At 64.2% G+C, this 22605-nt stretch carries 18 protein-coding genes; 4 read left to right on the top strand and 14 right to left on the bottom strand.

Translation table 11 applies throughout. The annotated features are described in order from the left end of the window. Positions 1-10: 10 nt before the first annotated feature. Positions 11-2863 (bottom strand): TonB-dependent receptor, encoded by a 2853-nt coding sequence (locus tag OVA07_RS05335; protein WP_268170436.1) that lies wholly within the window; start codon positions 2861-2863, stop codon positions 11-13. Positions 2864-3104: 241 nt separating this feature from the next. On the opposite strand from OVA07_RS05335, the gene OVA07_RS05330 reads away from it, so the two are divergent. Beyond that, complete coding sequence (locus OVA07_RS05330) at positions 3105-4463, top strand: pectate lyase family protein (protein ID WP_268170434.1); 1359 nt, start codon at positions 3105-3107, stop codon at positions 4461-4463. Continuing rightward, positions 4460-4882, top strand: a complete 423-nt coding sequence (locus tag OVA07_RS05325; protein ID WP_268170433.1) for a cupin domain-containing protein — start codon at positions 4460-4462, stop codon at positions 4880-4882. The genes OVA07_RS05330 and OVA07_RS05325 overlap by 4 nt, the downstream gene beginning before the upstream one ends. On the opposite strand, the gene OVA07_RS05320 is transcribed toward OVA07_RS05325, so the two are convergent. From OVA07_RS05320 to OVA07_RS05295, 6 genes are all read right to left on the bottom strand, one after another. Further along, entirely contained in the window at positions 4883-5185 is a 303-nt protein-coding gene (locus OVA07_RS05320; RefSeq protein ID WP_268170431.1) for a Dabb family protein, read from the bottom strand. Between the two features lie 83 nt (positions 5186-5268). Beyond that, a complete protein-coding gene (locus OVA07_RS05315; protein ID WP_268170429.1) occupies positions 5269-6816 on the bottom strand; it encodes a carboxylesterase/lipase family protein in 1548 nt (515 codons plus the stop codon). Further along, the gene (locus OVA07_RS05310) at positions 6803-7813 is read right to left on the bottom strand and encodes a sugar kinase (protein ID WP_268170428.1); all 1011 of its coding nucleotides are present in this window, start codon (positions 7811-7813) and stop codon (positions 6803-6805) included. The genes OVA07_RS05315 and OVA07_RS05310 overlap by 14 nt, the downstream gene beginning before the upstream one ends. Next, the gene (gene kduD / locus OVA07_RS05305; RefSeq protein ID WP_268172611.1) at positions 7810-8580 is read right to left on the bottom strand and encodes a 2-dehydro-3-deoxy-D-gluconate 5-dehydrogenase KduD; all 771 of its coding nucleotides are present in this window, start codon (positions 8578-8580) and stop codon (positions 7810-7812) included. Before kduD ends, OVA07_RS05310 begins: the two co-directional genes overlap by 4 nt. Positions 8581-8635: 55 nt before the next feature. Beyond that, positions 8636-9274, bottom strand: coding sequence for an RpiB/LacA/LacB family sugar-phosphate isomerase (locus tag OVA07_RS05300; protein ID WP_268170427.1), 639 nt, complete (start codon positions 9272-9274; stop codon positions 8636-8638). Positions 9275-9403: 129 nt separating this feature from the next. Further along, positions 9404-10420 (bottom strand): LacI family DNA-binding transcriptional regulator, encoded by a 1017-nt coding sequence (locus tag OVA07_RS05295; RefSeq protein ID WP_268170426.1) that lies wholly within the window; start codon positions 10418-10420, stop codon positions 9404-9406. Positions 10421-10648: 228 nt separating this feature from the next. Here OVA07_RS05295 and OVA07_RS05290 point away from each other — a divergent pair, with 228 nt between their 5' ends. Both OVA07_RS05290 and OVA07_RS05285 read left to right on the top strand, forming a co-directional pair. Next, positions 10649-11473 carry a 2-keto-4-pentenoate hydratase gene (locus OVA07_RS05290; protein ID WP_268170425.1) on the top strand — a complete coding sequence of 275 codons (825 nt, stop codon included), beginning with the start codon at positions 10649-10651 and terminating at the stop codon, positions 11471-11473. 66 nt (positions 11474-11539) lie between these two features. Beyond that, a complete protein-coding gene (locus tag OVA07_RS05285) occupies positions 11540-12823 on the top strand; it encodes an MFS transporter (protein WP_268170424.1) in 1284 nt (427 codons plus the stop codon). Between the two features lie 54 nt (positions 12824-12877). Here OVA07_RS05285 and OVA07_RS05280 read toward each other — a convergent pair whose 3' ends face one another. From OVA07_RS05280 to OVA07_RS05250, 7 genes are all read right to left on the bottom strand, one after another. Continuing rightward, entirely contained in the window at positions 12878-13495 is a 618-nt protein-coding gene (locus tag OVA07_RS05280) for an ATP-binding cassette domain-containing protein (RefSeq protein WP_268170423.1), read from the bottom strand. Then, positions 13485-14180 carry a molybdate ABC transporter permease subunit gene (gene modB / locus OVA07_RS05275; RefSeq protein ID WP_268170422.1) on the bottom strand — a complete coding sequence of 232 codons (696 nt, stop codon included), beginning with the start codon at positions 14178-14180 and terminating at the stop codon, positions 13485-13487. The genes OVA07_RS05280 and modB overlap by 11 nt, the downstream gene beginning before the upstream one ends. After that, on the bottom strand, positions 14180-14947 hold the full coding sequence (modA, locus tag OVA07_RS05270; RefSeq protein ID WP_268170420.1) for a molybdate ABC transporter substrate-binding protein: 768 nt from the start codon (positions 14945-14947) through the stop codon (positions 14180-14182). The genes modB and modA overlap by 1 nt, the downstream gene beginning before the upstream one ends. 72 nt (positions 14948-15019) lie before the next feature. Then, positions 15020-19726, bottom strand: coding sequence for an NAD-glutamate dehydrogenase (locus OVA07_RS05265; RefSeq protein ID WP_268170419.1), 4707 nt, complete (start codon positions 19724-19726; stop codon positions 15020-15022). A gap of 234 nt (positions 19727-19960) precedes the next feature. After that, positions 19961-20947 carry an LLM class flavin-dependent oxidoreductase gene (locus tag OVA07_RS05260; RefSeq protein ID WP_268170418.1) on the bottom strand — a complete coding sequence of 329 codons (987 nt, stop codon included), beginning with the start codon at positions 20945-20947 and terminating at the stop codon, positions 19961-19963. Continuing rightward, complete coding sequence (locus tag OVA07_RS05255) at positions 20944-21855, bottom strand: tetratricopeptide repeat protein (RefSeq protein ID WP_268170417.1); 912 nt, start codon at positions 21853-21855, stop codon at positions 20944-20946. The genes OVA07_RS05260 and OVA07_RS05255 overlap by 4 nt, the downstream gene beginning before the upstream one ends. A 5-nt stretch (positions 21856-21860) precedes the next feature. Further along, positions 21861-22598, bottom strand: a complete 738-nt coding sequence (locus tag OVA07_RS05250) for an alpha/beta fold hydrolase (protein ID WP_268170416.1) — start codon at positions 22596-22598, stop codon at positions 21861-21863. Between the last annotated feature and the right edge of the window lie 7 nt (positions 22599-22605).

Genomic DNA, 22605 nt, shown 5'->3' with positions numbered 1-22605 from the left:
GAGAGCAGGTTCAGTACTTGAAGCGCGCACCCACCAGGATGTTGCGACCGAAGTGATTGTTCTCATAGTTACGGTCGGCATCAATATCGGTGTAGCGATAGCGATAGGTATCCAGCAGGTTGTTGCCTTCCAGCGAGATTTCGACCCAATCGGTCAGCTTCAGACGCATCGAGGCATCGAGGTTGAACATCGAGCCATAGCCTTCCAGCACGTTGCCGGTGCCGCTGGCGCCTTCGTGGTAACGGCTGCGATAGGTGCCCATCACGCGGGCCGAGAACGTGCCATCATCGTAATAGAAGGTGCCGTTGTAAGCTTCCTTCGACACGTTGGCGAGCGCCGCACTGCGCACCATGTTCACCAATGCACCACCCGGCACGGTCGCTGGACCCTGCACGGTGTAATCGGCATTGCTGTCGATGAAGGTCGCGTTCAGGATCAGGCCGAAATTGCCAAGGAAGCCTTCGGTAAAGATCTTGAACGGCACTTGCGCTGCCAGTTCGATACCCTTCAGCGTCGCACCGGTGCCATTGACCGTGGTGCTCAACGTCCAGATCGGCTGGTTGAGCAGCGCGGGGTTGAGCGCGGCTGGCGACGACGGGTTCAGCACCGATACCGGAAGGCCGGTCTGCGCAAACGTCGCTTCGGTGATCGCCGCAGACTGGGTGAAGCTCTGGATATCCTTGATGAAGCCCGCCACCGAAATCAGCGCCTGCGGAGCGAAATACCATTCCACCGCAAGGTCATAGTTGGTGGCACGGAACGGATCGAGGAACGGGTTGCCGCTGGTGACGCGGAAGTTGAACCCGTCAGCCGAACCACCCGGCGTCAGCGAACCCAGCGAAGGCCGCGTGATGACTTCGGCAATCGCACCGCGCACGATCACGCTTTCCGACGGATAGAGCGCAAGGTTCATCGACGGCAGCCAGTCTTCATAGCTACGCGCAACCGTGGCGGTAACGCCGCTGACCAGACCATAGGACGACTGTTCCGTCTTCACATAACGCATACCGGCGTTGAGCGCATAAGGCAGGCCGAACGCCTCACCCTTGCCATCGAACTGCAGGTAACCGCCCTTGGTGGTTTCACGCACACCACGGATATTGCCCGCATCGGCCACCAGCGCACGGTCATACAGCTTGGTCAGCGCCGTGGTCGCATCCAGATTGGGCACAAGCCACGAATTGGTGTTGCCCGAAGGCTGGCCCGCACTGCCCAGATTGAACAGTTGCGCCATCGCCGCCGTCACCGGAATGCCATAGACAGCGGTGGGGCCGAAAGCCGATGTGGACGAACAGTTGATCGTGCCGAAGATACGGTCAACGCCGCCATTGCCGCACACTGCCGTATCGCGGGTGTAGGATTCGGTATCGAAATCAAACCGGCGCCACATGCCGCCAGCCTTGATCGTGAAACCTTCCGCCACGTCCCATTCGGTCCGGAATTGCACGGTCTTGAACTTGTTGACCACGCTGGAAGGGCGGTCGCGGATTTCGGCAAGCTGGAAGTTGGCCGGATCCGTCACGCTGGTCCCGAAGGTCAGCTTCGGATGCTTCATGTCGGTATAGTCGTAGCTATAGCCCTGCGCATCGCGATCATCGAAGATCATCGTGGTTTCGACAGGGATATCCGCGTCCGACTTCGAGAAGCCGCCCAGCAGGGTGAAGCGCAGCGAATCCGACACGTCCTGATCCCAGGTACCACCGATCTGGTAAAACTCGGTCTTGCTCTTGCGCAGGTAGTGTTCGGTGCGCACCCAAGCATCGTTCAGCGTGGCCGAAACCATGTTGTTATTGGCGTCGTAAACCGGGTTCACGACATTGATTGAGCGTTCGTTGCTGCGCAGCAGGACTTCGCCCCACTGTTCTTCACGGTCCGCATTGAAGCGCGAATAAAGCCCGTCGATCGAGAACTTGGTGGCGTCGCTGGGGGCAAACTGCACCGATCCGGTCACACCCAGACGTTCGCGGTCATGCTTCACTTCACCATAACGCGGAATGCGCGGGTGGAATGCCAGCGCGGCCTTGTCGCATGCGGCGCTAGCGCGATAGCTGCCGCCGCTGTTGGGCGTGGTGAAGCAGTTGGTGCCATCAACCGAATCGAAGCGCGCCTGTGACCAGCGCACGGTGTTGTTGCCCAGCTCCAGCACCTTGGTCTTCTGATAAGCGGCCGATACGGCAACGCCGAACGTGCCTGCATCGTTGCGCCAGCTCAGCAGCCCGGCAAGGCGCGGGCCGACATAGTCTGACAGATCGTTATATGTGCCGACGACCGAGGCAACCCCGGTAAACCCGGCCTTGCCACCCAACGGGTTGCCGGTGTTCAGATCGACCACCGCGCCCAGCGAACCTTCATCAAGGCTGGCTTCGGCGGTCTTGTGGACTACGATGGAGCTGAACAGTTCCGATGCAAAGACGTTGAAATCGAACGCGCGGTCGCGGTTGGAGCTGGCACCGTCGGTCGACGTGGCAACGGTTTCAAGGCCGTTGACGCGAACTCGGGTGAACTGGCTGGAAAGACCGCGCACGGTGATGGCGCGGCCTTCACCGGCGTCGCGCGAAATCGAGATGCCGGGAATGCGCTGCAGCGATTCGGCAAGGTTCTGGTCGGGGAACTTGGCGATGTCTTCGGCGACGATGGCGTCAACCGCACCGACCGCGTTCTTCTTGACGTTGATTGCCGCCTGCAGCGACTGGCGGAAACCGGTGACGACGATGGCGTCTTCTGCCGGCGCGCCTTCTTCAGCGGCCACCTGCGTTTCAGCACTGGCAGCGTCCTGTGCCTGCGCGATGGACGGTGCCATCAGCGCGCCCCCGGCCAGCAAGGCCAACTTCACCAGCGAAACGCGCGAAACCTGACTACGCATGTCTAATCCCCTCGACACCCCTTTTCAGGGCAATTGCTACCGGTGTCAAAGAGACAAGCGCGAATACGCCTCATCAGCCCTGGCACCACTACTCCCACCGCTGGCACGGGATCGCCCCTTGCCAGCCAGTCTCTCCGGTCCCTGCGCCAGCTCTCACTGTCCGACTGCGGTAACCGGTGTCATTATTTATTGCCCTTCCCGCCCGCTCATGTCAATAACCGAGGCAATGGGAGAGTCGATCATGCGCAACATGTTGCAAAAAGCCACGTTTTCTGCCCTTCTCATCAGCCTGGCGGCTGGCACGGCGCTGGCACAGCCGCACCCTGCCGATCCAACAAAGGGCGGGGCTGGCGGGCGAATCATTCGCGTTACCACCCTTGCCAAGACCGGTCCCGGTTCGCTGCAAGAGGCGGTTTCAGCCAAAGGGCCGCGCACGGTCGTGTTCGAAGTGGCAGGTGTGATCGACCTTGGCCGCGACACGCTGGAAATCACCGAACCCTATCTGACCGTGGCCGGGCAAACCGCGCCATCACCGGGCGTGACCATCATCAAGGGCGGCATCGATCTGAAGACCCATGACGTGGTGCTTTCGCACTTGCGGGTGATGACCGGGGCGGACGGTCAGGCCAAACTTTCAGGTTGGGAAGCCGACGCTTTTTCCACTGCCGCCGCGCATAACGTGGTGGTCGAACATTGCAGCTTCCTGTGGGCGCTGGACGAAAACATGTCCGCTTCCGGCCCGCGCTTTACCGGCAATACCGTGGCGGAATGGCGTGCAGGCACCAGCCATGACGTGCTGTTCCGCGAAAATCTGGCGGCAGAAGGCCTCGCCAATTCCAGCCATCCCAAGGGCGAGCATTCCAAGGGTTCTCTGATCCACGATAATGCCACCAACATCACCTTCTACCGCAACGTCTGGGCGCATAACGTGGAACGCGCGCCGCTGGTAAAAGGCGGGGCGCAGGTGACCATGGTCAACAACGTGATCTTCAATCCCGGCCACCGCGCGGTGCACTACAACCTGATGAATCTGGAATGGACCGGCCACGATTACGTCACCGGCCAGATCACCGCCGTTGGCAACGTGATGCGCGGCGGCAACGATACCGATCCCGGCATGCCGTTCCTGATGCTGGGCGGCGATGGTGACCTGCAGTTCTATGGCAAGGACAACCGCGCGGTTGACCGCCACGGCAATCCACTGCCGCAGTTTGGCCGCTATGGCGAAACACGCGCCAAACTCATCGCTGCCAAAGCCCCGATGACCGACCTTTCACGCTACAGCGTACTGCCATCTGCCGATGTCGAAACATCCGTGCTGCAAACCGTGGGCGCAAGGCCATGGGACCGCGCGCCCGATGATATCCGTGTGCTGTTCTTCGTCGCCGAAGGACGCGGGGATATCATCGACGATGAAAGCGAAGTCGGGGGCTATCCCCATCCGGTGCCCACCCATGCGCCATTTGTCGAAGCCGATTGGAATCTGGACACGATGACGCCGAAATCTGGCCGCTATCCGGGCCAGAAAGCAGGCGCGCAGGAAAAGCTCTCTGCCCGTGACCAGCAGATGCGCGAAACTGCGAAGGAGACTCGCCCATGAACGCCCTCCTTCCCCTGATCCTTGCCGTCGCAGCGCCGCCCATGGCCGTGATCGATGAAGCCGACACGATGCGCCGCGAACCCACCCCGCACGGCGCTATCGGCATGAGCACCGCATGGCGCATCAGCGACAAGGCACCGCAACCGCGCCGCATGGAATTCCGCCGTCGCACGCTGGACGTGGGCGCGGCCATTGGCGAACACCCCATCGCGCACGATGAAGTCTATTACGTGCTGGAAGGCGAAGGCGAAGTCCTGTCAGACGGCCAGCGCGCCACCCTGACCAAGGGTATGACCGCCTATCTCTACGAGGGCGCAACCGTGGGCATCTGGCAAAAGGGCGACAAGCCGCTGGCGCTGATCGTCAGCTACCCGGTCAAGGAACCGACCGCCTCGTCCTCCGCACACAAGGTGCCCTAATCAGGCATCTTGTATCACCGCTTCAAAATCCAGTTCGATCGGGTCGATCAGCGGCACCAGCCAGTCGAGCAACGCCACATGCGCAGGATGGACGACATAGGCGTCATAGGCCTGACGGCTGGCAAACATCATGGCCGCGGTGGTGGTATATTCGGGCGCGTTGTCAGACACATTGCTGCCGATGAACACATCGGACAATCCATCGACCACGCCCCGAAAAGCCACGACGGCACGAACGGCCGCATCAACGTGTGCAGCGGTAGCCGCGTCTTTCCATTTGAATGCGAAGATGTGGACGAACATATAGCCCCCAGGCCAAAGCGGACCATTCGCCCCGCCTCTATGTCTGGCCGTAATGCACAACAGGGATAGGTCACAAGACCGGATCAACTCCCCGGCTGAACGTAGGGCGCAATACTCCAAAGCTCGCGCTCCCAACGGCGCGGGTCACTGACCACGGCAAAGGCCCCGTCATCCACCACCAGCGTCGCCCGGTTTGGCAGGGCATAGGGCGTCCAGTCGGCCAGCCCCGGCTTTCCGGTCTTCGCAAGGCCGGTAAACGCGCGCACCATCGCATCGCGGGTGGCGCGCGCGCGCGCATCGGTCCCGCTCATGCTGCCCGGCGCGTCCAGCGTGCCGAACACATAAGGGATATCGTCGGTGTGCGCCGCTCCGCGCAACGGATCGACCGGCGATGTGCGATCAAGTTGATAGACCCACGTTGCCCCCGCCCCCGCTTTCGCGCGGGCATCCGCCTCGATCACCTGCCCCGGCCATGATCGGCCCGCCGTGGTCGCGGCATAGAACACTTGGGCTGGCGTCCACTGCGGGTATTGCGCGCGATATTGCGCCACCACCCAATGCACATCGAGGTCGATCTTGATTTCCGGCGCAATCCGCATCGCCAGATTGCTCCAGTCCAGCCCTTGCAATTTCGCCCCGCGCGGATCGATGAACGCCCGCGTCTCCTCCCGCGTGTTGCCAAGGATCATCGGAATGTGGTGCGATTGCGACGGCGCATCGGGCCAGAACGGGTGGCGCGGCAGGTGGGTCATGTCCAGCACCGGCCCGAAATAGACCGGGCCTGATCCCATTACCGGATCGGTCGCGCCCAGCGCCTCGACAATCCGCGCCAGCGGCATGGTGCGCAGCGTTTCCACATCGCCGGGCTGCAATTTCAGCGCGGCGAACAGCGCCTGCGTGCGCTTCCACGCATTCATCGGCCCGCTGGCAACCACTTGCTGCCCGCTCATCGTCGCAGCCGCATGGAACAGGCCCTTGGCAGCAGGCATCGCCATCAGCGTGGCAATCTTCGCGCCCCCGCCCGACTGGCCAAACACCATGACCTGCGCCGGATCACCGCCGAAAGCTGCGATATTGTCGCGCACCCATTCCAGCGCCAGGATAAGGTCCAACTGCCCCAGATTGCCGCTGTCGGCAAAGCGGGATCCGAACGGTTTCAGCCAGGCATAGCCCAGTGCATTCAACCGGTGGTTCACCGTCACCACCACCACGTCGCCTTGCGCGGCCAGCCGTGCCCCGTGCGTCAGCGGATCGGTGACCGTGCCGTTGGAATAGGCGCCGCCATGGAAATAGACCATGACCGCGCGCCGCGCCTTTGAGTGCGCATCGGGCGTCCACACGTTCAGGAACAGGCAGTCCTCCGCCTGCGCCTCATCAGGATTGCCCCGCTGCGGCGCGATGGCGGCAAAGCCTTGTGCCTTTGTCGCCGCGCCCGCAGGTTCGGCCACCGCGCGTTCAAACCGCGCCGCACGCCCATACCGGATGCCCTTGAACGCCTGCACGCCTTGTTCGCGCAAGCCGGTAAAGCGCCCAACCTTCGGATCACCTACGCGCGCCAGCAGCGGCGCAGAAACCAGCGCCGCCCCGCCGCCCATCACGGCGCGGCGCGAAAAACCCTTACCGGCGGACATCACCGCCCTCAGCCGAAAACGCCGCAAGCTCAGCCTGCCCGATCAGGCAGAAATCGCCCGGCAGCGAATGCTTGAGCGCGGCCAGCGCCAACCCGCATTCGGCCATGGCCTGTTCATCGCCACCGGTCAGCCACTGGTGCAGCACGCCCGCGGCGTAGGCATCGCCGGTGCCGATGCGGTCGACAATGCCGGTCACGTCGATCTCGGCGGTCTGGTGCTTGCCCTTGCGCGTGTCCACCCGCGCGGCGATGCGATGATGATCGCTGGACACCACATGGCGCGCGGTCGATGCCACCAGTTCAAGGTTCGGGAACGCGGCAAAGGCCGCATCCACCGCTTCGCGCCGCCGTTCCGCGCCGTCGCCCGAAAAAGCCTTGCCGAGCAGCAGCGAGATATCGCGGTGGTTGCCGATCAGCACCGTCGCCGCGCCCACCAGTTCGGTCAGGATCGAACGCGGATCGCTGTCCCAGCTTTCCCACAACTGCGCGCGGTAATTGCCGTCAAAGCAGATCGGCACCCCCGCCGCCCGCGCCGCCGCCACGCTGGCCCGCGCGAGCGCCACGCCATTCGGCCCCAGCGCCGGGGTGATGCCAGAAACGTGCAGCAGGCCAGCCCCCGCCAGCGCCCCATCCATGTCAAACGCGCCCACATCGGCCATGGCGAAGGCCGACCCTGCGCGGTCATAGGTGATCGAGGATGGCCGAAGCCCCGCCCCCGGTTCCATGAAATACAGGCCCATCCGCCCGCGACTGCGCACCACAAAGCGCGTATCCACGCCCGCAGCACCCAGCGCCGCGCGCGCCCGATCACCCAGCGGGCTGTCGGGCAGCAGCGTGACCATGCGGGTGTCATGCCCCAGCGATGCCAGCGCGGCGGCGACGTTGGCTTCCGCCCCGCCGACCACCATGTCCAGACTGTCCGCCTGCACCATCATCCGCGCGCCCGGCGGTGACAGGCGCAACAGCATCTCGCCAAAGCAGACGACCCGCCCGCTCATCGCGCCAGCCAGCCGCCATCGACCGCCAGAATATGGCCCTGCACATAATCCGCCGCCTTGCTGGCAAGGAACACCGCCGCACCGCCGATGTCTTCCGGGCTGCCCCAGCGGCCTTCGGGAATGCGCTCCATGATCTGGCGATTGCGGTTTTCGTCCGCCTGCAAGGCCGCCGTATTATTGGTGGCGATATAGCCCGGCGCAATCGCGTTCACGTTCACGCCTTTGGCCGCCCATTCGCACGCCAGCAGCTTGGTCAGCCCCGCCACGCCGCTCTTGCTTGCGGTATAGCTGGGCACGCGGATGCCGCCCTGAAAGCTGAGCATCGAGGCGATGTTGATGATCTTGCCACGCTGCCCGGTCTTTTCGGCCTTGGCGATCATGTGACGTCCGGCAGCTTGGCTGAGGAAGAACACCGACTTGAGGTTGGTGTCCACCACCGCATCCCAGTCTTCCTCGGTAAAATCCACCGCATCGGCGCGGCGGATGATGCCCGCATTGTTGACCAGAATATCCAGCCCGCCCAGCGTTTCGACCACGTAATCGACCACGCTGCTCACCGGCGCGATGGATGAAAGGTCCGCCCCCACCAGTTCGCACTTGCGACCAAGGCCCCGCACCAGTGCAGCGGTTTCTTCCGCAGGGGTGCGGCCAACGGCTGCAATATCTGCCCCCGCCGCCGCCAGCGCCACGGCAATACCCTGTCCGATCCCGGTGTTCGCGCCGGTGACGACCGCGACGCGGCCTGAAAGATCAAAGCTGCTCATTATATCCTCTCCCGCGTTGCGCAGGTGTGCTGGTCGCAGGTTTTCTGGCCGCAGGTGTTCAGGCGGTCACTTCACGCAAGTAGGCGGCAATCGCCTCGTCCTTGCAGTTGGCATAGAAGTATTCGGCAAACTTCTCGCCAGCCACGGTGGCCTTCAGCAGGTCCTGATCCACCGTCTTCAGCACGGTCAGCATGTCACGGCACGAAGCCGCCTTCAGATCCTTCAGGATGCCGCGGTTGGTTTTCATGATCGCCGCACGTTCCCTAGGATAACCAAGGCCGCGTTCGCCATCGAACAGCTTGGCGTAAACGTCCTGCAGGTTCAGTTCGGCGGCCCAGCCAAAGCCCTTGGAATAGGGCATCGAAATGGCATTGCCGTCGTTGATCTGGCCGAACAGGAAAGCGTCCGTAGGGTCGATCACCAGGCCGCAGAACACGCCCGGCATGGCATTGGCCGCGAGCATCGAACCCATGCCCGTGCCGCAACCGGTCACCACGAAATCAGCCGCGCCGGAATTAAGCAGGATGCCGGTCAGCAGCCCGTTCATCACATAGGTCAGCGAAGCCTTATCTTCAGGCGTGTACATGCCGTAATGGAAAACTTCATGGCCCAGCGGCTGTGCCACGGCGGTCAGCGATTCGTGGACAAGGCTGCTCTTGGCGGCCTGGCTGTTTTCGATGATGAGCGCGATCTTCATGGAAATCCCCTCTTGCTCCGGCATCTGCGTCCGGTGGGTCGATGTGTCAAAGTTGTCTCGTAGGTAACCGGTGTCATAAAATCACGCAAGCCCATTCTTGGGCTATGCATCGGAGCATGGGTCACTGGTTCAGACCGAAGCCACCGAAGCCCGCTCGATCAGGTCAGACAAGAAATGCGAAGGCTGCTTGCGCGCATCCGCCGGGTCGATCAGCTTCAACGCCGCCGCCTTGGCCATGGCCACGATGGGCCAGCGCACCGTGGTCAGCGGGGGCCAGATATGTGCGGCAATCGCGGTATCGTCGAAACCCACGATGGACAGCGCATCGGGCACGACAATGCCCTGTTCGCGCGCGGCGTGCAGCACGCCTGCCGCCATTTCATCGTTGCTGGCAAAGATCGCGGTGGGGCGCGGATCTGCCGCCAGCAGGCGTTCCCCCGCCGCGTGCCCGGTTTCGAAGGTATAGTTGCCCTCGGCCATCACCGCCGGGTCCAGCGCCAGCCCCGCCGCCGCCATCGCATCACGATAGCCCTGCTCGCGCTCCGCCGCCGAACGGAACCCTTCCGGCCCGGCAACAAAGCCGATGTGCCGGTGGCCGCGCTCGATGAGATAGCCCACTGCCTTGCCCACCGCCTCGCGGTCGTTGGACGCAACCATATGCTCATCGCCATCGAGTCGCGCCGACCCCATGCGCACCCAGCTTACGCCCAGTTCCTCGCACAAGGCCGCCAGATCATCGTTTTCGGAAATCGGCGGGAGCAGCAGCACGCCAAACAGGCGCTGCTGTTCCAGAAAGCTGCGCACATCGTCCAGCATATCGGGCGAACGGCGGTTCACCGGGCGCACCACCAACGCAAATTCGGTGTCGCGAATCGCCGAAAGAATGCCTTCCTGCACCCCCAGCACCATCTGCGCATTGGGGTTGTCATGGATCAGTCCGATCAGGAAATTGCGCCGCAGCGCCAGCGCGCGGGCCTGCGGATTGGGCACGTAACCCAGGTCCGCAATCACCGCTTCCACCTTTTCGCGCGTCGCTTCGTTCAGCAGCGGCGACCGGTTGATAACCCGGCTGACGGTCTTTTTCGAAACGCCCGCGATGCGCGCCACGTCGTTGATCGTCGGCTTGCCTTCGCGTTTCGCCTTCACGCCATTCCCGCCCATCTCTTGCGCTCCACCGGTGTCAGCGCATGGCCCGTCCTAGCCGTTGCATCGGCACAATTGCAATGCTACCACCAATGACACCGGTTACCAACATCGACAACAACGCCGGACCGATGGGCGCGAACCACCCGCAAACGGGATAGGCGCTCTACACGGACACTTGTTAATGACACCGGTTTCCTATACGCAGCCGGTTGATCGAAGGACATGGGAATGGGGATAGAGTTGAACGAACAGGCGGAAATGAGCGCGCCCGAAACCGTGGCGCATGCATTTGTCAGCGCCCGCCGCGAAGCCCGTGCGCTGCCGGTCTATCCCGGCATCACCCCGCGCGAACTGGGCACCGCCTATACCATTCAGGACCGCGCGATCATGATCGACGGTCGCCCTGTGGCAGGCTGGAAGGTTGGCCGAATCAACCCGCCGCTTGATGGCGTACTGGGCGCAAACCGCCTGTCCGGCCCTATCTTCACCGCCGATGTGGTGGATGCCGCCGATGGTGAAGTGCCCGCCATGCCGGTCTATGTCGGCGGCTTTGCTGCGGCAGAAGCGGAAATCCTGCTGCATGTCGCACCCGGCTTTTCCGGCCCCGTGCCCACCGATGACGCCGGTACCAAGGCCATCCTCGATGATGTGCGCCTTGGCATCGAAATCGCCAGTTCCCCCTATCCCGGCATCAATGCCGATGGCCCCCCGGTCACCGTGTCCGATTTCGGCAACAACGCCGGGCTGGTGCGCGGCCCTGTGCTGGACGGCTGGCGCGACTTGGACCTGTGCGCCATTCCGGTGCGCGGCGAAATCGACGGGCAGGAAGTGGGCGCGGCCACCGCGGCAACCATGCTTGATGGCCCTTACGGTGCGGTGCGGTTTCTGCTGGCCAATCTGATCGAACGTGGCTTCGATGTTTCGGGCGGATTGTGGGTATCGTCGGGCGCAATCACCGGCGTTCACCAGATCGCCGTAGGTCAAGCCTTCCGCGCCGTTTTCGAAGGGTGCGGCGAACTTGGCTGCACGATCATCGCGGCGACACCGCGTTAAGCTGCAAAAGGGGCGCACCGACAGAACCGGGCGCCCGCCATATCGGTGAAAACCGGGAGAGTTACGATGGTTGAAGCTTCTGCCCCCGCGCTTGATGCCGCCGCCGCCAAGGCGGGCCGCTATCGCTGGGTGATCGTCGCCCTGCTGTTCGCGGCCACGGCGGTCAACTATATCGACCGCCAGATGATCGGCGTGCTCAAGCCCACGCTGGTTGCCGAATTCGGCTGGACCGAAGGCGACTTTGCCAACATCGTCTTCTGGTTCCAGATGGCCTACGCCATCGGGTATATCGGCTTTGGCCGTATCGTCGACGCGGTGGGCGCGCGACTAGGCTACACCGTCGCCATCGTCATCTGGACCATCGGCCACATGGCCCACGGTTTCGCCACGGGCGTCGCCAGCTTCGCCGCCGCGCGCTTCGGCCTTGGCGTGGGCGAGAGCGGCAACTTCCCCGCCGGCATTCGCGCGGTAACCGACTGGTTCCCCCAGCGCGAGCGCGCCTTTGCCATCGGCCTGTTCAACGCAGGCGCCAATGTCGGCGCGATCATCACGCCGCTGCTGGTGCCCGTGCTCGTTCTCTGGTTCGGCTGGCGCTCGGCGTTCTTCATCACCGGCATCTTCGGCATCGCGTGGCTGGCGGCATGGTGGTTCATCTATCGCCATCCATCCGAACACAAGCGCGTCTCGCCCGCAGAACTCGCATGGATTCAGCAGGATCCGGCAGACCCAGTCGAACAGATCGGCTGGAGCCGCCTGCTCACCGTGCGTGAAACCTGGGCCTACGCGCTGGGCAAGTTCCTGATCGACCCGATCTGGTGGTTCTTCCTGTTCTGGCTGCCGGGCTATCTGTTCGAACGCTATGACATGGACCTCAAGACCTTCGGCCTGCCGCTCGCCGCAATCTATCTGATCTCGGACTTCGGCTCGATCGCGGGTGGCTGGATGTCGTCACGCCTCATCAAGGCGGGCCGCACGCCCAACTTCGCCCGCAAGATCACCATGCTGGTCTGCGCGCTGCTGGTCCTGCCCATCTGGTTTGCGCAAAGCCTCGACAGCGTGTGGGCAGCGGTGCTCATCATCGGCCTTGCCACCGCCGCGCATCAGGCGTTCTCGGCCAACCTCTATACCCTGCCGTCGGACGTTTTCCCGCGCGGCGCGGTGGGTTCGGTGGTCGGTATCGGCGGCACAGTGGGCGCGCTGGGCGGCATGGGCATGGCCCTGTTCACCGGCTATATCCTCGACAGCACCGGCAGCTACGAAATCCTCTTCGCCATATGCGCCAGCGCCTATCTGCTCGCGCTCGCCGTGGTCCACTTCCTCAGCCCGCGTCTGGCTCCGGCACAGGTCTGAAACAAGCGGCACCGGCTCTCATGGCCGGTGCCGTCTGAAGTCACGCATGCGGCTTCAGATCTCCACAATCATCCCCGCCAGCCGCTCCACCTCTGCGCGGTCATGGCTGACATACAGGATCGGCAGGCGCACCTCGTCGCGCAACCGCTCGATCACGCGCAGCACTTCCTCACGCCGCGCGCGGTCCAGCGCGGCCAGCGGTTCGTCCATCAACAAAAAACGCGGGCCTGACAGCAGCGCCCGCCCTATCGCCACCCGCTGCGCCTCTCCACCTGAAAGCGAACGCGGCCAGCGCTCAAGCAAATGCCCGATGCCCAGAAACGCGGCGGCCTCGTCCAGCCCCATCAGCGCGCCTTCGCCCGCGCGATCCGCGCCATAGATCAGGTTATCGCGCACCCGCAGATGCGGAAACAGCCGCCCGTCCTGAAAGACATAGCCCGCGCGCCGGTCCTGCACCGGCACGTCAATGCCCGCATCGGCATCAAACAGCACCTGCCCGCCCACCGCAATGCGCCCGGCATCAGGCTTCAACAGCCCCGCCACCATGTTCAGCACAGACGTCTTGCCCGCACCCGATGGTCCCCACAGCGCGGTCAGCCCATCACTGGCGGCAAAGTCCACCGCAACCTCAGCATCGCCCAGCTTGCGCGCCACACGCACTTCAAAGGACATGCGCCGCTCTCCCCGCACGCCGCGCCAGCATTTCGGACACCACCAGCGCGCCCAGCGACAGCAGCACCGATATCACCGCCAGCCGCGTAACCTGTCCCTCGGCCCCCGGCACCTGCAAAGCGCTGTAGATCGCAATCGGCAGCGTGCGCGTCTCACCCGGAATGTTGGATACGAACGTAATCGTCGCGCCAAATTCGCCCAGCGACCGTGCAAAGCCCAGCACCGCGCCCGCCACCACGCCCGGCAGCGCCAGCGGCAGCGTCACCGTGCGGAACACTCGCCAGCGCGATGCGCCCAGCGTCATCGCCGCTGCTTCCAGCCGCAGATCCACCGCCTCTATCGACAGCCGCATCGCGCGCACCATCAGCGGCAGCGCCATGACCGCTGCGGCCAGCGCAGCCCCGGTCCAGCGGAACATGAAGGTCAGCCCCAGCCCCTGCTCCAGCCAGCGCCCCGCAGGCCCTTCAGGCCCGAAGGCCAGCAGTAGCATCCACCCGGTCACCACCGGCGGCAGCACCAGCGGCAGATGTACCAGCGCATCCAGCAGAACTTTGCCATGAAACCGCCCGCGCGCCAGCACCCACGCCAGCGCGAAGGCCAGCGGCAGGCACCCACCCACCGCCACGGCGCTGACTTTCAGCGAAAGGCTCACGACCTCCCATTCCTCTGGCCCGATCAGCGCCATCAGCGAACGGTGAACCCGCGCCGCGCCAGAATGGCCCGCCCTTCACGCCCGATCAGAAACCGCCGGAACGCCTCGGCCTGCGGATCGGCAGACGCTTTCAGCAGCGCCACCGGATAAGTGATCGGCGCATGGGACGCAGCCGGAAACACACCCACCACCCGCACTCGCGCGGAAGCCCGCGCATCGGTGGCATAGACGATGCCCAGCGGCGCGGCCCCGCGCTCCACCAGCGCCATCGCCGCGCGCACGTTTTCCGCCGCAGCCACCTTGCCCGCAACACCGTCCCACACGCCCAGTTTCATCAGCGCATCGCGGCCATAACGCCCTGCCGGAACTGCCGCCGGATCAGCCATGGCCAGCCGCCCGCCGCCCAGCGCCCGCGCCAGCGGAAACCCGGCCCCAACGTTCAGCGCCACCCGGCTATCCTTGCGCGCGATCAGCACCAGCGCATTGCCCGCCAGCCGCGCGCGCGTGTTCGCCCGAAGCAAGCCCTTGGCCTGAACGTAGTCCATCCATTCCTCGTCAGCCGAAATGAACAGATCCGCCTTCGCCCCGGCCTCAACCTGACGCGCCAGTGCGGATGATGCGGCGAACGACAGCACCGGGCGCAGATGCTTCAGCGCCGCCCAGCGGTCCGCCGCATCGGTCAAGGCTTCCTGCATACTCGCCGCCGCCAGCACCAGCGGCCCGCGCCCCTGCGCCGTGGCAGGACCAGCCCCCGCCATGGCCAGCAGCATCAGCAACAACGCGCGAAACAGGGCTTTCATGGGGACTCCGGTGCAAGCTATGTTCGGGCATATACAGAAACTGCACGCCCGCACCAACCTGTCCCCGCAAATTCACCGCGCCAGCAGTGTCCGTGCCTGACTGGCCACTTGCGCCAGCATGGCCGGGCCGACATTGGCCGCCGCCTGCGCCCGGTTCACCAGGCTGCGGAACTGCCGCACCGCAGGCGCATTGACCTCAAGCCATTGCGCGACAAAGGCATCGGGCTTGTCCCCGCGCGACCGCGCCAGAAAGTCCAGCCGCATCTGCTGGAAATCGCGCGCAAGGCCCGCCACCAGCAGCCGCTCCCACGGGTCGGAGGGGTTCATCCGCCGCGCCACCTGCTGCGCCCAGTCCAGCCCCAGCGCCGCACCCAGATCGGCAAAGGCCCCGGTCAGCGCGCCCGCATCGACGTTCAATTCGCCCGCCAGATGGGCAAGGCCAATGGCTCCGTCCATGTCATACAGATGCACCAGCCGCGCCGCGATTTCTGCCGGAACGCCCGCCGCCGCCAGTTCGTCGGCCATGACCTTGGCCTGCGCCTGCGCTTCACCGCGCAGCAATTGCGCCGCCGTATGCGACAACAGCGCCACCCCGCCGAACAGGTCTTCGATCAGCGCATCGGGCTGCACCGATCCGCGCCCGGCGCGCAGCACATCGGCAATATGCCCGCGCAAGCCCCGCGCCACACGTTCAAACAGCCCCAGCCGCAACTGTTCGGGCATCACCGCTTCGTCCAGCAAGGCCCAGGTCGCGCGCAAATCCAGCAACCGCTCCGCCGCCACAAACGCCGCCGCCACTTGCGCCAGCGAACAGCCTTCTTCCTCGCACAGTTCAAACGGATGCACCGGACCCAGCCGGTTGATGATGCGGTTGGCCAGCTTGGTGGCGATGATTTCACGCCGCAGCCGGTGATGCGTAATCTCGGTCTCGAACGCCTCGCGCATCTGCGCCGGGAACGCGGCGATCAGTTCTTCTTCCAGAACAGGATCGTCCACCACCGCGCTTTCTTCCAGTTCGCGCTGCAGCACCAGCTTGCTGCTCGACAGCAGCACTGCCAGTTCGGGCCGGGTCAGCCCCTGTCCCGCTGCCGCGCGCCGGGCAAGGTCTTCCGCCCCTGCCAGCCCTTCGGTCTTGCGGTCCAGATCGCCGCCTTCTTCCAGCACGTCGATCAGGCGCGACCATGCCGGCATCGAATCCGCCCCGCCGCGCCCGCCGATGGACAGCGCCAGCGCCTGAAGCCGGTTATCCTCCAGCACCAGATGCGCCACCTCGTCGGTCATTTCGGCCAGCAGTTCGACGCGCGCCTCTTCGGTCAACTTACCTGCCCGTTTGGCCGCCGCCAGCGCGATCTTGATGTTCACTTCATTGTCCGAACAATCGACGCCCGCCGAATTGTCGATGAAGTCGGTGTTGATCGCCCCACCATGCAGCGCAAATTCAATGCGCGCGGCCTGTGTCGTGCCAAGGTTCGCACCTTCGCCAATCACCTTTACCCGCAGTTCGTTGGCCGAAACCCGCAAACCGTCATTCGCCGGGTCGCCCACATCGATATTGTTCTGGCCGCTGGCCTTTACATATGTCCCGATGCCGCCAAACCACAGCAGGTCTACCTCTGCCCGAAGGATGGCCGAAATCAGCGATTCGGGGTCCATCTCGACCGCATCGGTGCCCAGCATGGCCTGCACTTGTGGCGACAATGGAATGGCCTTCATCGAACGCGGGAACACCCCGCCGCCCTCGGAAATCAGGCTCTTGTCATAATCCTCCCAGCTGGACCGCGGCAGCGCGAACATGCGCGCGCGTTCGTCCCAGCTTTTTGCCGGATCGGGATCGGGGTCAAAGAAGATGTGGCGGTGGTCAAACGCCGCGACCAGCTTCAGCGCCTTGGACAGCAACATGCCGTTGCCGAACACGTCGCCCGACATATCGCCGCAACCTGCCACGCGAACCGGCTGCGTCTGCACATCGACGCCCATTTCCAGGAAATGCCGCCGCACGGAAAGCCATGCCCCGCGCGCGGTAATGCCCATCGCCTTGTGGTCGTATCCCTTCGACCCACCGCTGGCGAAAGCATCGTCCAGCCAGAAGTCCTTCGATTCGGCGATCGCATTGGCCACGTCAGAGAACGTCGCCGTGCCCTTGTCCGCCGCCACCACGAAATAGGGGTCATCCCCATCGCGCACCACAACCCGCGCCGGATGCACCACGTTGCCGTCCACGATATTGTCGGTCAGCGACAGCAGCGTGCGGATAAACACCTGATAGCTGGCCTTGCCCTCGGCCAGCCAGCCTTCGCGGTCCTTTACAGGGTCGGGCAACTGCTTGGGATAAAACCCGCCCTTGGCCCCGGTCGGCACGATCACCGCGTTCTTCACGCGCTGCGCTTTCATCAGGCCAAGTACTTCGGTGCGGAAATCGTCACGCCGGTCAGACCAGCGCAGGCCCCCGCGGGCCACCGGCCCGGCGCGCAAGTGAATGCCTTCCACACGCGGCGAATAGACGAAAATTTCACGCCATGGCACCGGCTTGGGCAGGCCCGGTACAAGGCTGGAATCAATCTTGAATGCCAGCGCTTCCGCCGCTGCCGAGGCAAAGGCATTGGTACGCAAAATTGCGGTCACCAGCGCGCGGAAACTGCGCAGCAACCGGTCATCGTTGATCGCGGCAACCCCTGCCAGCCCAGTCTTGATCCGCTCTTCCGCTGCGGCAAAGGCTGTCTCGCGGTCTGTATCCTGCGCAGGATCATGGCGCACGGCAAAGGCATCCACCAATCCGCGCGTCACTTCAGGCGCGTTCTTCAAGGCATCAACCGCGGTGCCAATACCAAACGTCATGCCCGCCTGCCGCAGATAACGATAGAACGCGCGCAGCCAGTTGGCCTCAATCGCCGTCAGCCCAGTGGCCACGATCAACCGGTTGAACGCATCGTCCTCTGCCCCGCCGTTCAGCACGGCGGCCAGCGATTGTTCAATGGTGGCGCTGCGCGCCAGCAGATCTTCCACGCTGCTGTCCGCCGGGTGCGACACCAGAAAATCATGGATATAGCCCAGCTTGCCCTTGTTCAGCGGAGTGGGCACTTCTTCCAGCACGCGGAAGCCGAAGTTTTCCAGCACCGGCACGGCATCGGACAGCACGATCGCGCCTTCGCGCTGATACAGCTTCAACCGCAGTGCCGCTTCATGCGGCTGACGATAAAGCCGCACCGCCCGCTTTGGCGCGCGGGCACCGCTCAGCGTGCGCAATACGGCAATGTCGCGCGCAGCCTCGGCCGGGCCGGACCCGGTGCGATAGGCCAGCGGAAACGCATCGGCATAACGCGCAGCAATGGCAGCGGCGCGCGATGGTTCTTCCGATGCCGCCAGCTCCACTTCCACCGCGCCTGTCCAGCCGCGCACCATGGCTTGCAATTGCAGGTCCAGCGCATCCTCATCCGCGCGCGCATCGCGTTCGCGCACGTCCAGCACAAAGCGCAGCATGGCCAGCGTGCTGCCTTCCACCTGCAAGGCCCAGTCCAGCACTTGCGCGCCCGCCGCCGCTTCCAGCATGTCGCGGATTGCCAGCCGTACCTGCGTGGACAGCGCATCGCGCGGCAACCAGACAAAGGCGAACAGGTGGCGCGCCAAAGGCGCTTCCACCAGCGCCAGACGCGGGCGGGGCCGATCCACCAGGCTCATCATCGCGGTCGCCACCCGTTCCAGATCGGCATCGGCAAAGCTGATAAGCAGGTCGTGCGGCAGCGCGGTCATCGCATGGACCAGTGCCTTTCCGGCATGGCCGTTGGGCGAAAAGCCGAACTTGTCCATCAATGCCGCAAGCTGGGTGCGCAAACGCGGCACACGGTCAGGTGTGGCGGCCAGCGCGGCACTGGTCCACACCCCGGCATGAACCGACAGCGCCACCACCTGTCCGCCTTCCATGCGCGGCACGATGAACAGGTCCAGCGGCACGCGGCGATGGACATTGGCAATGTGGTTGGCCTTGACGATCAGCGGCGCACGGCCTTCGCCCCCGGCACCGCCAGCTTCAAACCAGCGGAATGCGCGTTCGAACGAAGCGTCGGCCATCAATTCCGGCGCACTGGTCCGGCACACGCCCAACGGTCGCTCCTGCGTACCGTCGCGGTGGCGCACCACACAGCCCAGTTGCGTCAACATGCCGTCGGCCAGCCAGCGCAGCAGCGCTGCACCCTCCGGGTCGGCCAGCGTGGCGGCATCATCGCGCATCGCCGCCTGCATCTGCGACCAGTCGGCCACCGCCGCCCGCACATCGGCCAGCGTTTCCTCCAGCGCGCCCAGCAGCACCCGGCGCTGGCGCGCATCGGCGCGTTCAGTTTCCAGATAGACGATGGATTCGCGCCGCTCACCCGCAGCGTCACCTGCGGGAAATTCGCTCAACCGTCCCTCGGCATCGCGGCGCACCGCCACCACGGGATGCACCAGCCGGTCAATGGTCAGGCCTTGTGCAGTCATGGTCGACGCAATCGAATCGACCAGAAACGGCATGTCATCGTTCACCACCGCAATCCGCAGGTGCCGCCCGCCGCTTTCCGATCCGCTGACGCTTTCCATCGTGATCGCCGGATCGCTGCCCTTGCGCACCGCGGCTGCGGCTGTGACAAAGCGCGCCGCTTCGGCCAGTCGCACCGGATCGAAATCGCGCGCTTCATCGGGCAGCAGCGCGGCGGCAAAGCGCTCTGCCAAGGCAAGCGAAAGCTGGTCGGAAGGGGGTGCCGCCACGGCATCGGCGGCGGACGTGGTGGTTGCGGTCGTTGACGCCATAGCGTTTTCCCGGCTCTCCATGCACGAGGGAAAGTTTCCCTCTTTTGTAATTATCGAATACGTTCTTGTATCATTTATACAGATGCTAATCCAGCCATGCGCCATGGACAAGTCCGGTTCAGCGCCCTCGTCAGCTTAACTCGCCGTTGTGAACTCTCGGCGCGCGTAAAAGTGCTGCCGGGTGTGCCCAGCGGACGTTCGCACAGGTTTGTGTCGCTTTAGGTGTCGTTCAGGTCATGCCAGTTCGCGAGCCGCCTGCGCGGTCAACCGCAGCGATTTTCGGCGCGCTTCCTGATCGAAAAGTGATGCTGCAACAATAACTTCGTCCACGCCGGTCCGCTCGGCAAATGCGGCCAGGCCATCACGCACGGTCGCCACCGTCCCCGCCGTGCTCACCTGCCGCACATGCTCCAGCATGGCCAGCGCAGGGCCGGGCAGACTATCGCGATACCCCGGTACCGGCGGCTTCAATTTGCCCGGATTTCCGGTGCGCAGCGCGACAAAACCCTGATCCATCGACGATGCCAGAAGCTGCCCCTCTTCATCGCTGTCCGCCGCCACGACATTGATCGCCGCCGCGCAATAGGGCGCGTCCAATTGCGCCGATGGCTGGAACCGTTCGCGATACATTTTCAACGCAGAATCAAGGTGATCGGGCGCAAAGTGGGATGCGAAGGCATAAGGCAGGCCCAGCATCGCGGCCAACTGCGCACCGAACAGGCTGGAACCCAGAATCCACAATTGCGGCGCCGCGCCCTTGCCCGGAACGGCCTGCAACGGCACCCGCGGATCGCCTGCAAACTGCATCTGCAATTCCACCACGTCGCTCGGAAAATCTTCGGCCGCGCGGTTGGTATCCTTGCGCAAAGCCCGCACAATGCGCTGGTCCGCCCCCGGCGCACGGCCAAGGCCAAGGTCGATCCGCCCCGGAAACAGCGCGTCCAGCGTGCCAAATTGTTCAGCAATAACAAGGGGGCTATGGTTGGGCAGCATGATCCCACCCGAACCGATGCGGATAGTCGACGTCGCCTGCCCGATATGCGCCAGCGTTACCGCCACAGCCGCGCTGGCAATGCCTTCCATTCCGTGATGTTCGGCCACCCAATAGCGCTGATACCCGCATTCCTCCGCCACTTTTGCAGCGGCGGCGGAATTATCCAGCGCCTCCCTCACCGTCCCGCCCTCAACCACACTGACCAGATCGAGGACGGAAAGTTTCATGGGGCTGGCTTCTCAGGTTTTACAGGAGCCACCAATGTAGGGGCCGGACCCAACTGTTCAAGGTAGCCCTTTGCAACCTTTCCTGCCGGACCATCAGGATCAGCCGCAACAACCGATTCCCACGACTTGCGCGCCGCATCATCGCGCCCGCCCAGAACCGCGATCACGCCCGCTTCCAGCCCGACCTGCGGATCGCGCGGGGCGTATTTCGCTGCGATTTCAATATCGCGCTGGGCACGATCCAGCTCATCCTGCCGCCGCGCAAGCGTGGCTGACAGCAGCCAGCCTTCCGGATCTTCGGGCGCAAGCCGGTGCGCCTCATCCAATGCGCCACCTGCTTCGGCCATGCGCCCCAGCGCCACCAGCGCGCGCGAACGGTCCGCCTGCACCGCCCCCAGCGCGGCATTGTCGGCATACCCTGTCACGGCCAGCGCACGGTCGAACCAGCCCAGCGCCACTTCGGCCTTGCCGCCCGCCAGCGCCGCATTGCCCGCCATCGCCATCAGCGGCACCGCGCCCACTTCCTGTTCCTTGGGCACGCCAACGATGGCTTGGGAAAAGGCTTCCTGCGCGCCGTCAAAGTCGCCTGCATTGGCGCGCAACATGCCCAGACACTGGTTGGCGCGCACCTGTTGGCCGGTGTCACGGCTTTCGGCCAGCCAGGTCTGCACTTCGACCATGGCGGCGTCAGGATTGCTGGCGGCCTTGGCCAGACATTCGGCCAGCCGGTCACGTTCGGGCAGGTCAGGACGCACAAGCCCCGCCGCCGCATCAGTTTCGGCCTGTTTGCGCTTGCGCGGGATCGGCAGATCAGATGGGCGCATGGGCATGGTGCCAGGACCAATCTGCATCAGCGCGGCGTCCTGCGCCATTTCAACGGCGAACGGGGGCGCGGGCAGATCGATCATGCGGCTTATCCTTCATGCAGTCCGGCCAGTTCGCGCAGCAGCAGGGCAATATCCTGATCGCGCGACAGGCGATGGTCACCGTCCTTGATAAGGTGGACCTGCACATCGGCTGAACGCAGCGCACGGGCAAGTTTAAGCGAGACTTCCCAGGGCACATCAGGGTCTGCCTGCCCGTGCAACAGCCGCACCGGGCCATCGAAAGCGATCTCTGCCCCCAGCCGTTTGTGCCGTTCGCCATCGGACCAGAACCGCGCGTGGGTAGGCGTGGGTTCCGGGCCATAGGGATTGTCTTCAAAGATCGTGCGGCCCGCTGCCAGTTCGATGCGCTGCGACTGGGAGAAACCCCATTCGGTAAAGTCCGGCGCGGGGGCAAGGCCGACCATCGCCTTGGCCCGGTCCCCCAGCTTTTCCACGATCAGCAGCATCAGCCAGCCGCCCATGCTGGACCCGACAAGCTGGACCGAAGCCAGTTCCAGATGGTCGATCAGGGCGGCAACCTCGTCCCGCCATTGCGACAGACTGCCATCGGCAAAGGCCCCGTCGCTCAACCCGCAGCCGGTATAGTCCAGCAGCAGGCAGGCCCGGCCCTGCGCCTTGGCCCATTGCAGCGTGGCCTGCGCCTTTCCGCCCTCCATATCGGACATATAGCCCGGCAGGAACACCACGGCGGGAAGCGCGCCAGGGGCAAAGCGATAGGCCATCTGCTGGCCCGAAGGCAGGGTAAAGCGCGAAATATCAGTCATTTTCCCA

The sequence above is a fragment of the Novosphingobium sp. SL115 genome, from assembly GCF_026672515.1.
Lineage (GTDB): Bacteria > Pseudomonadota > Alphaproteobacteria > Sphingomonadales > Sphingomonadaceae > Novosphingobium.
The sequence above is the reverse complement of the archived record's forward strand: the minus strand, read 5'-3'. Positions and strand labels throughout refer to the sequence as shown.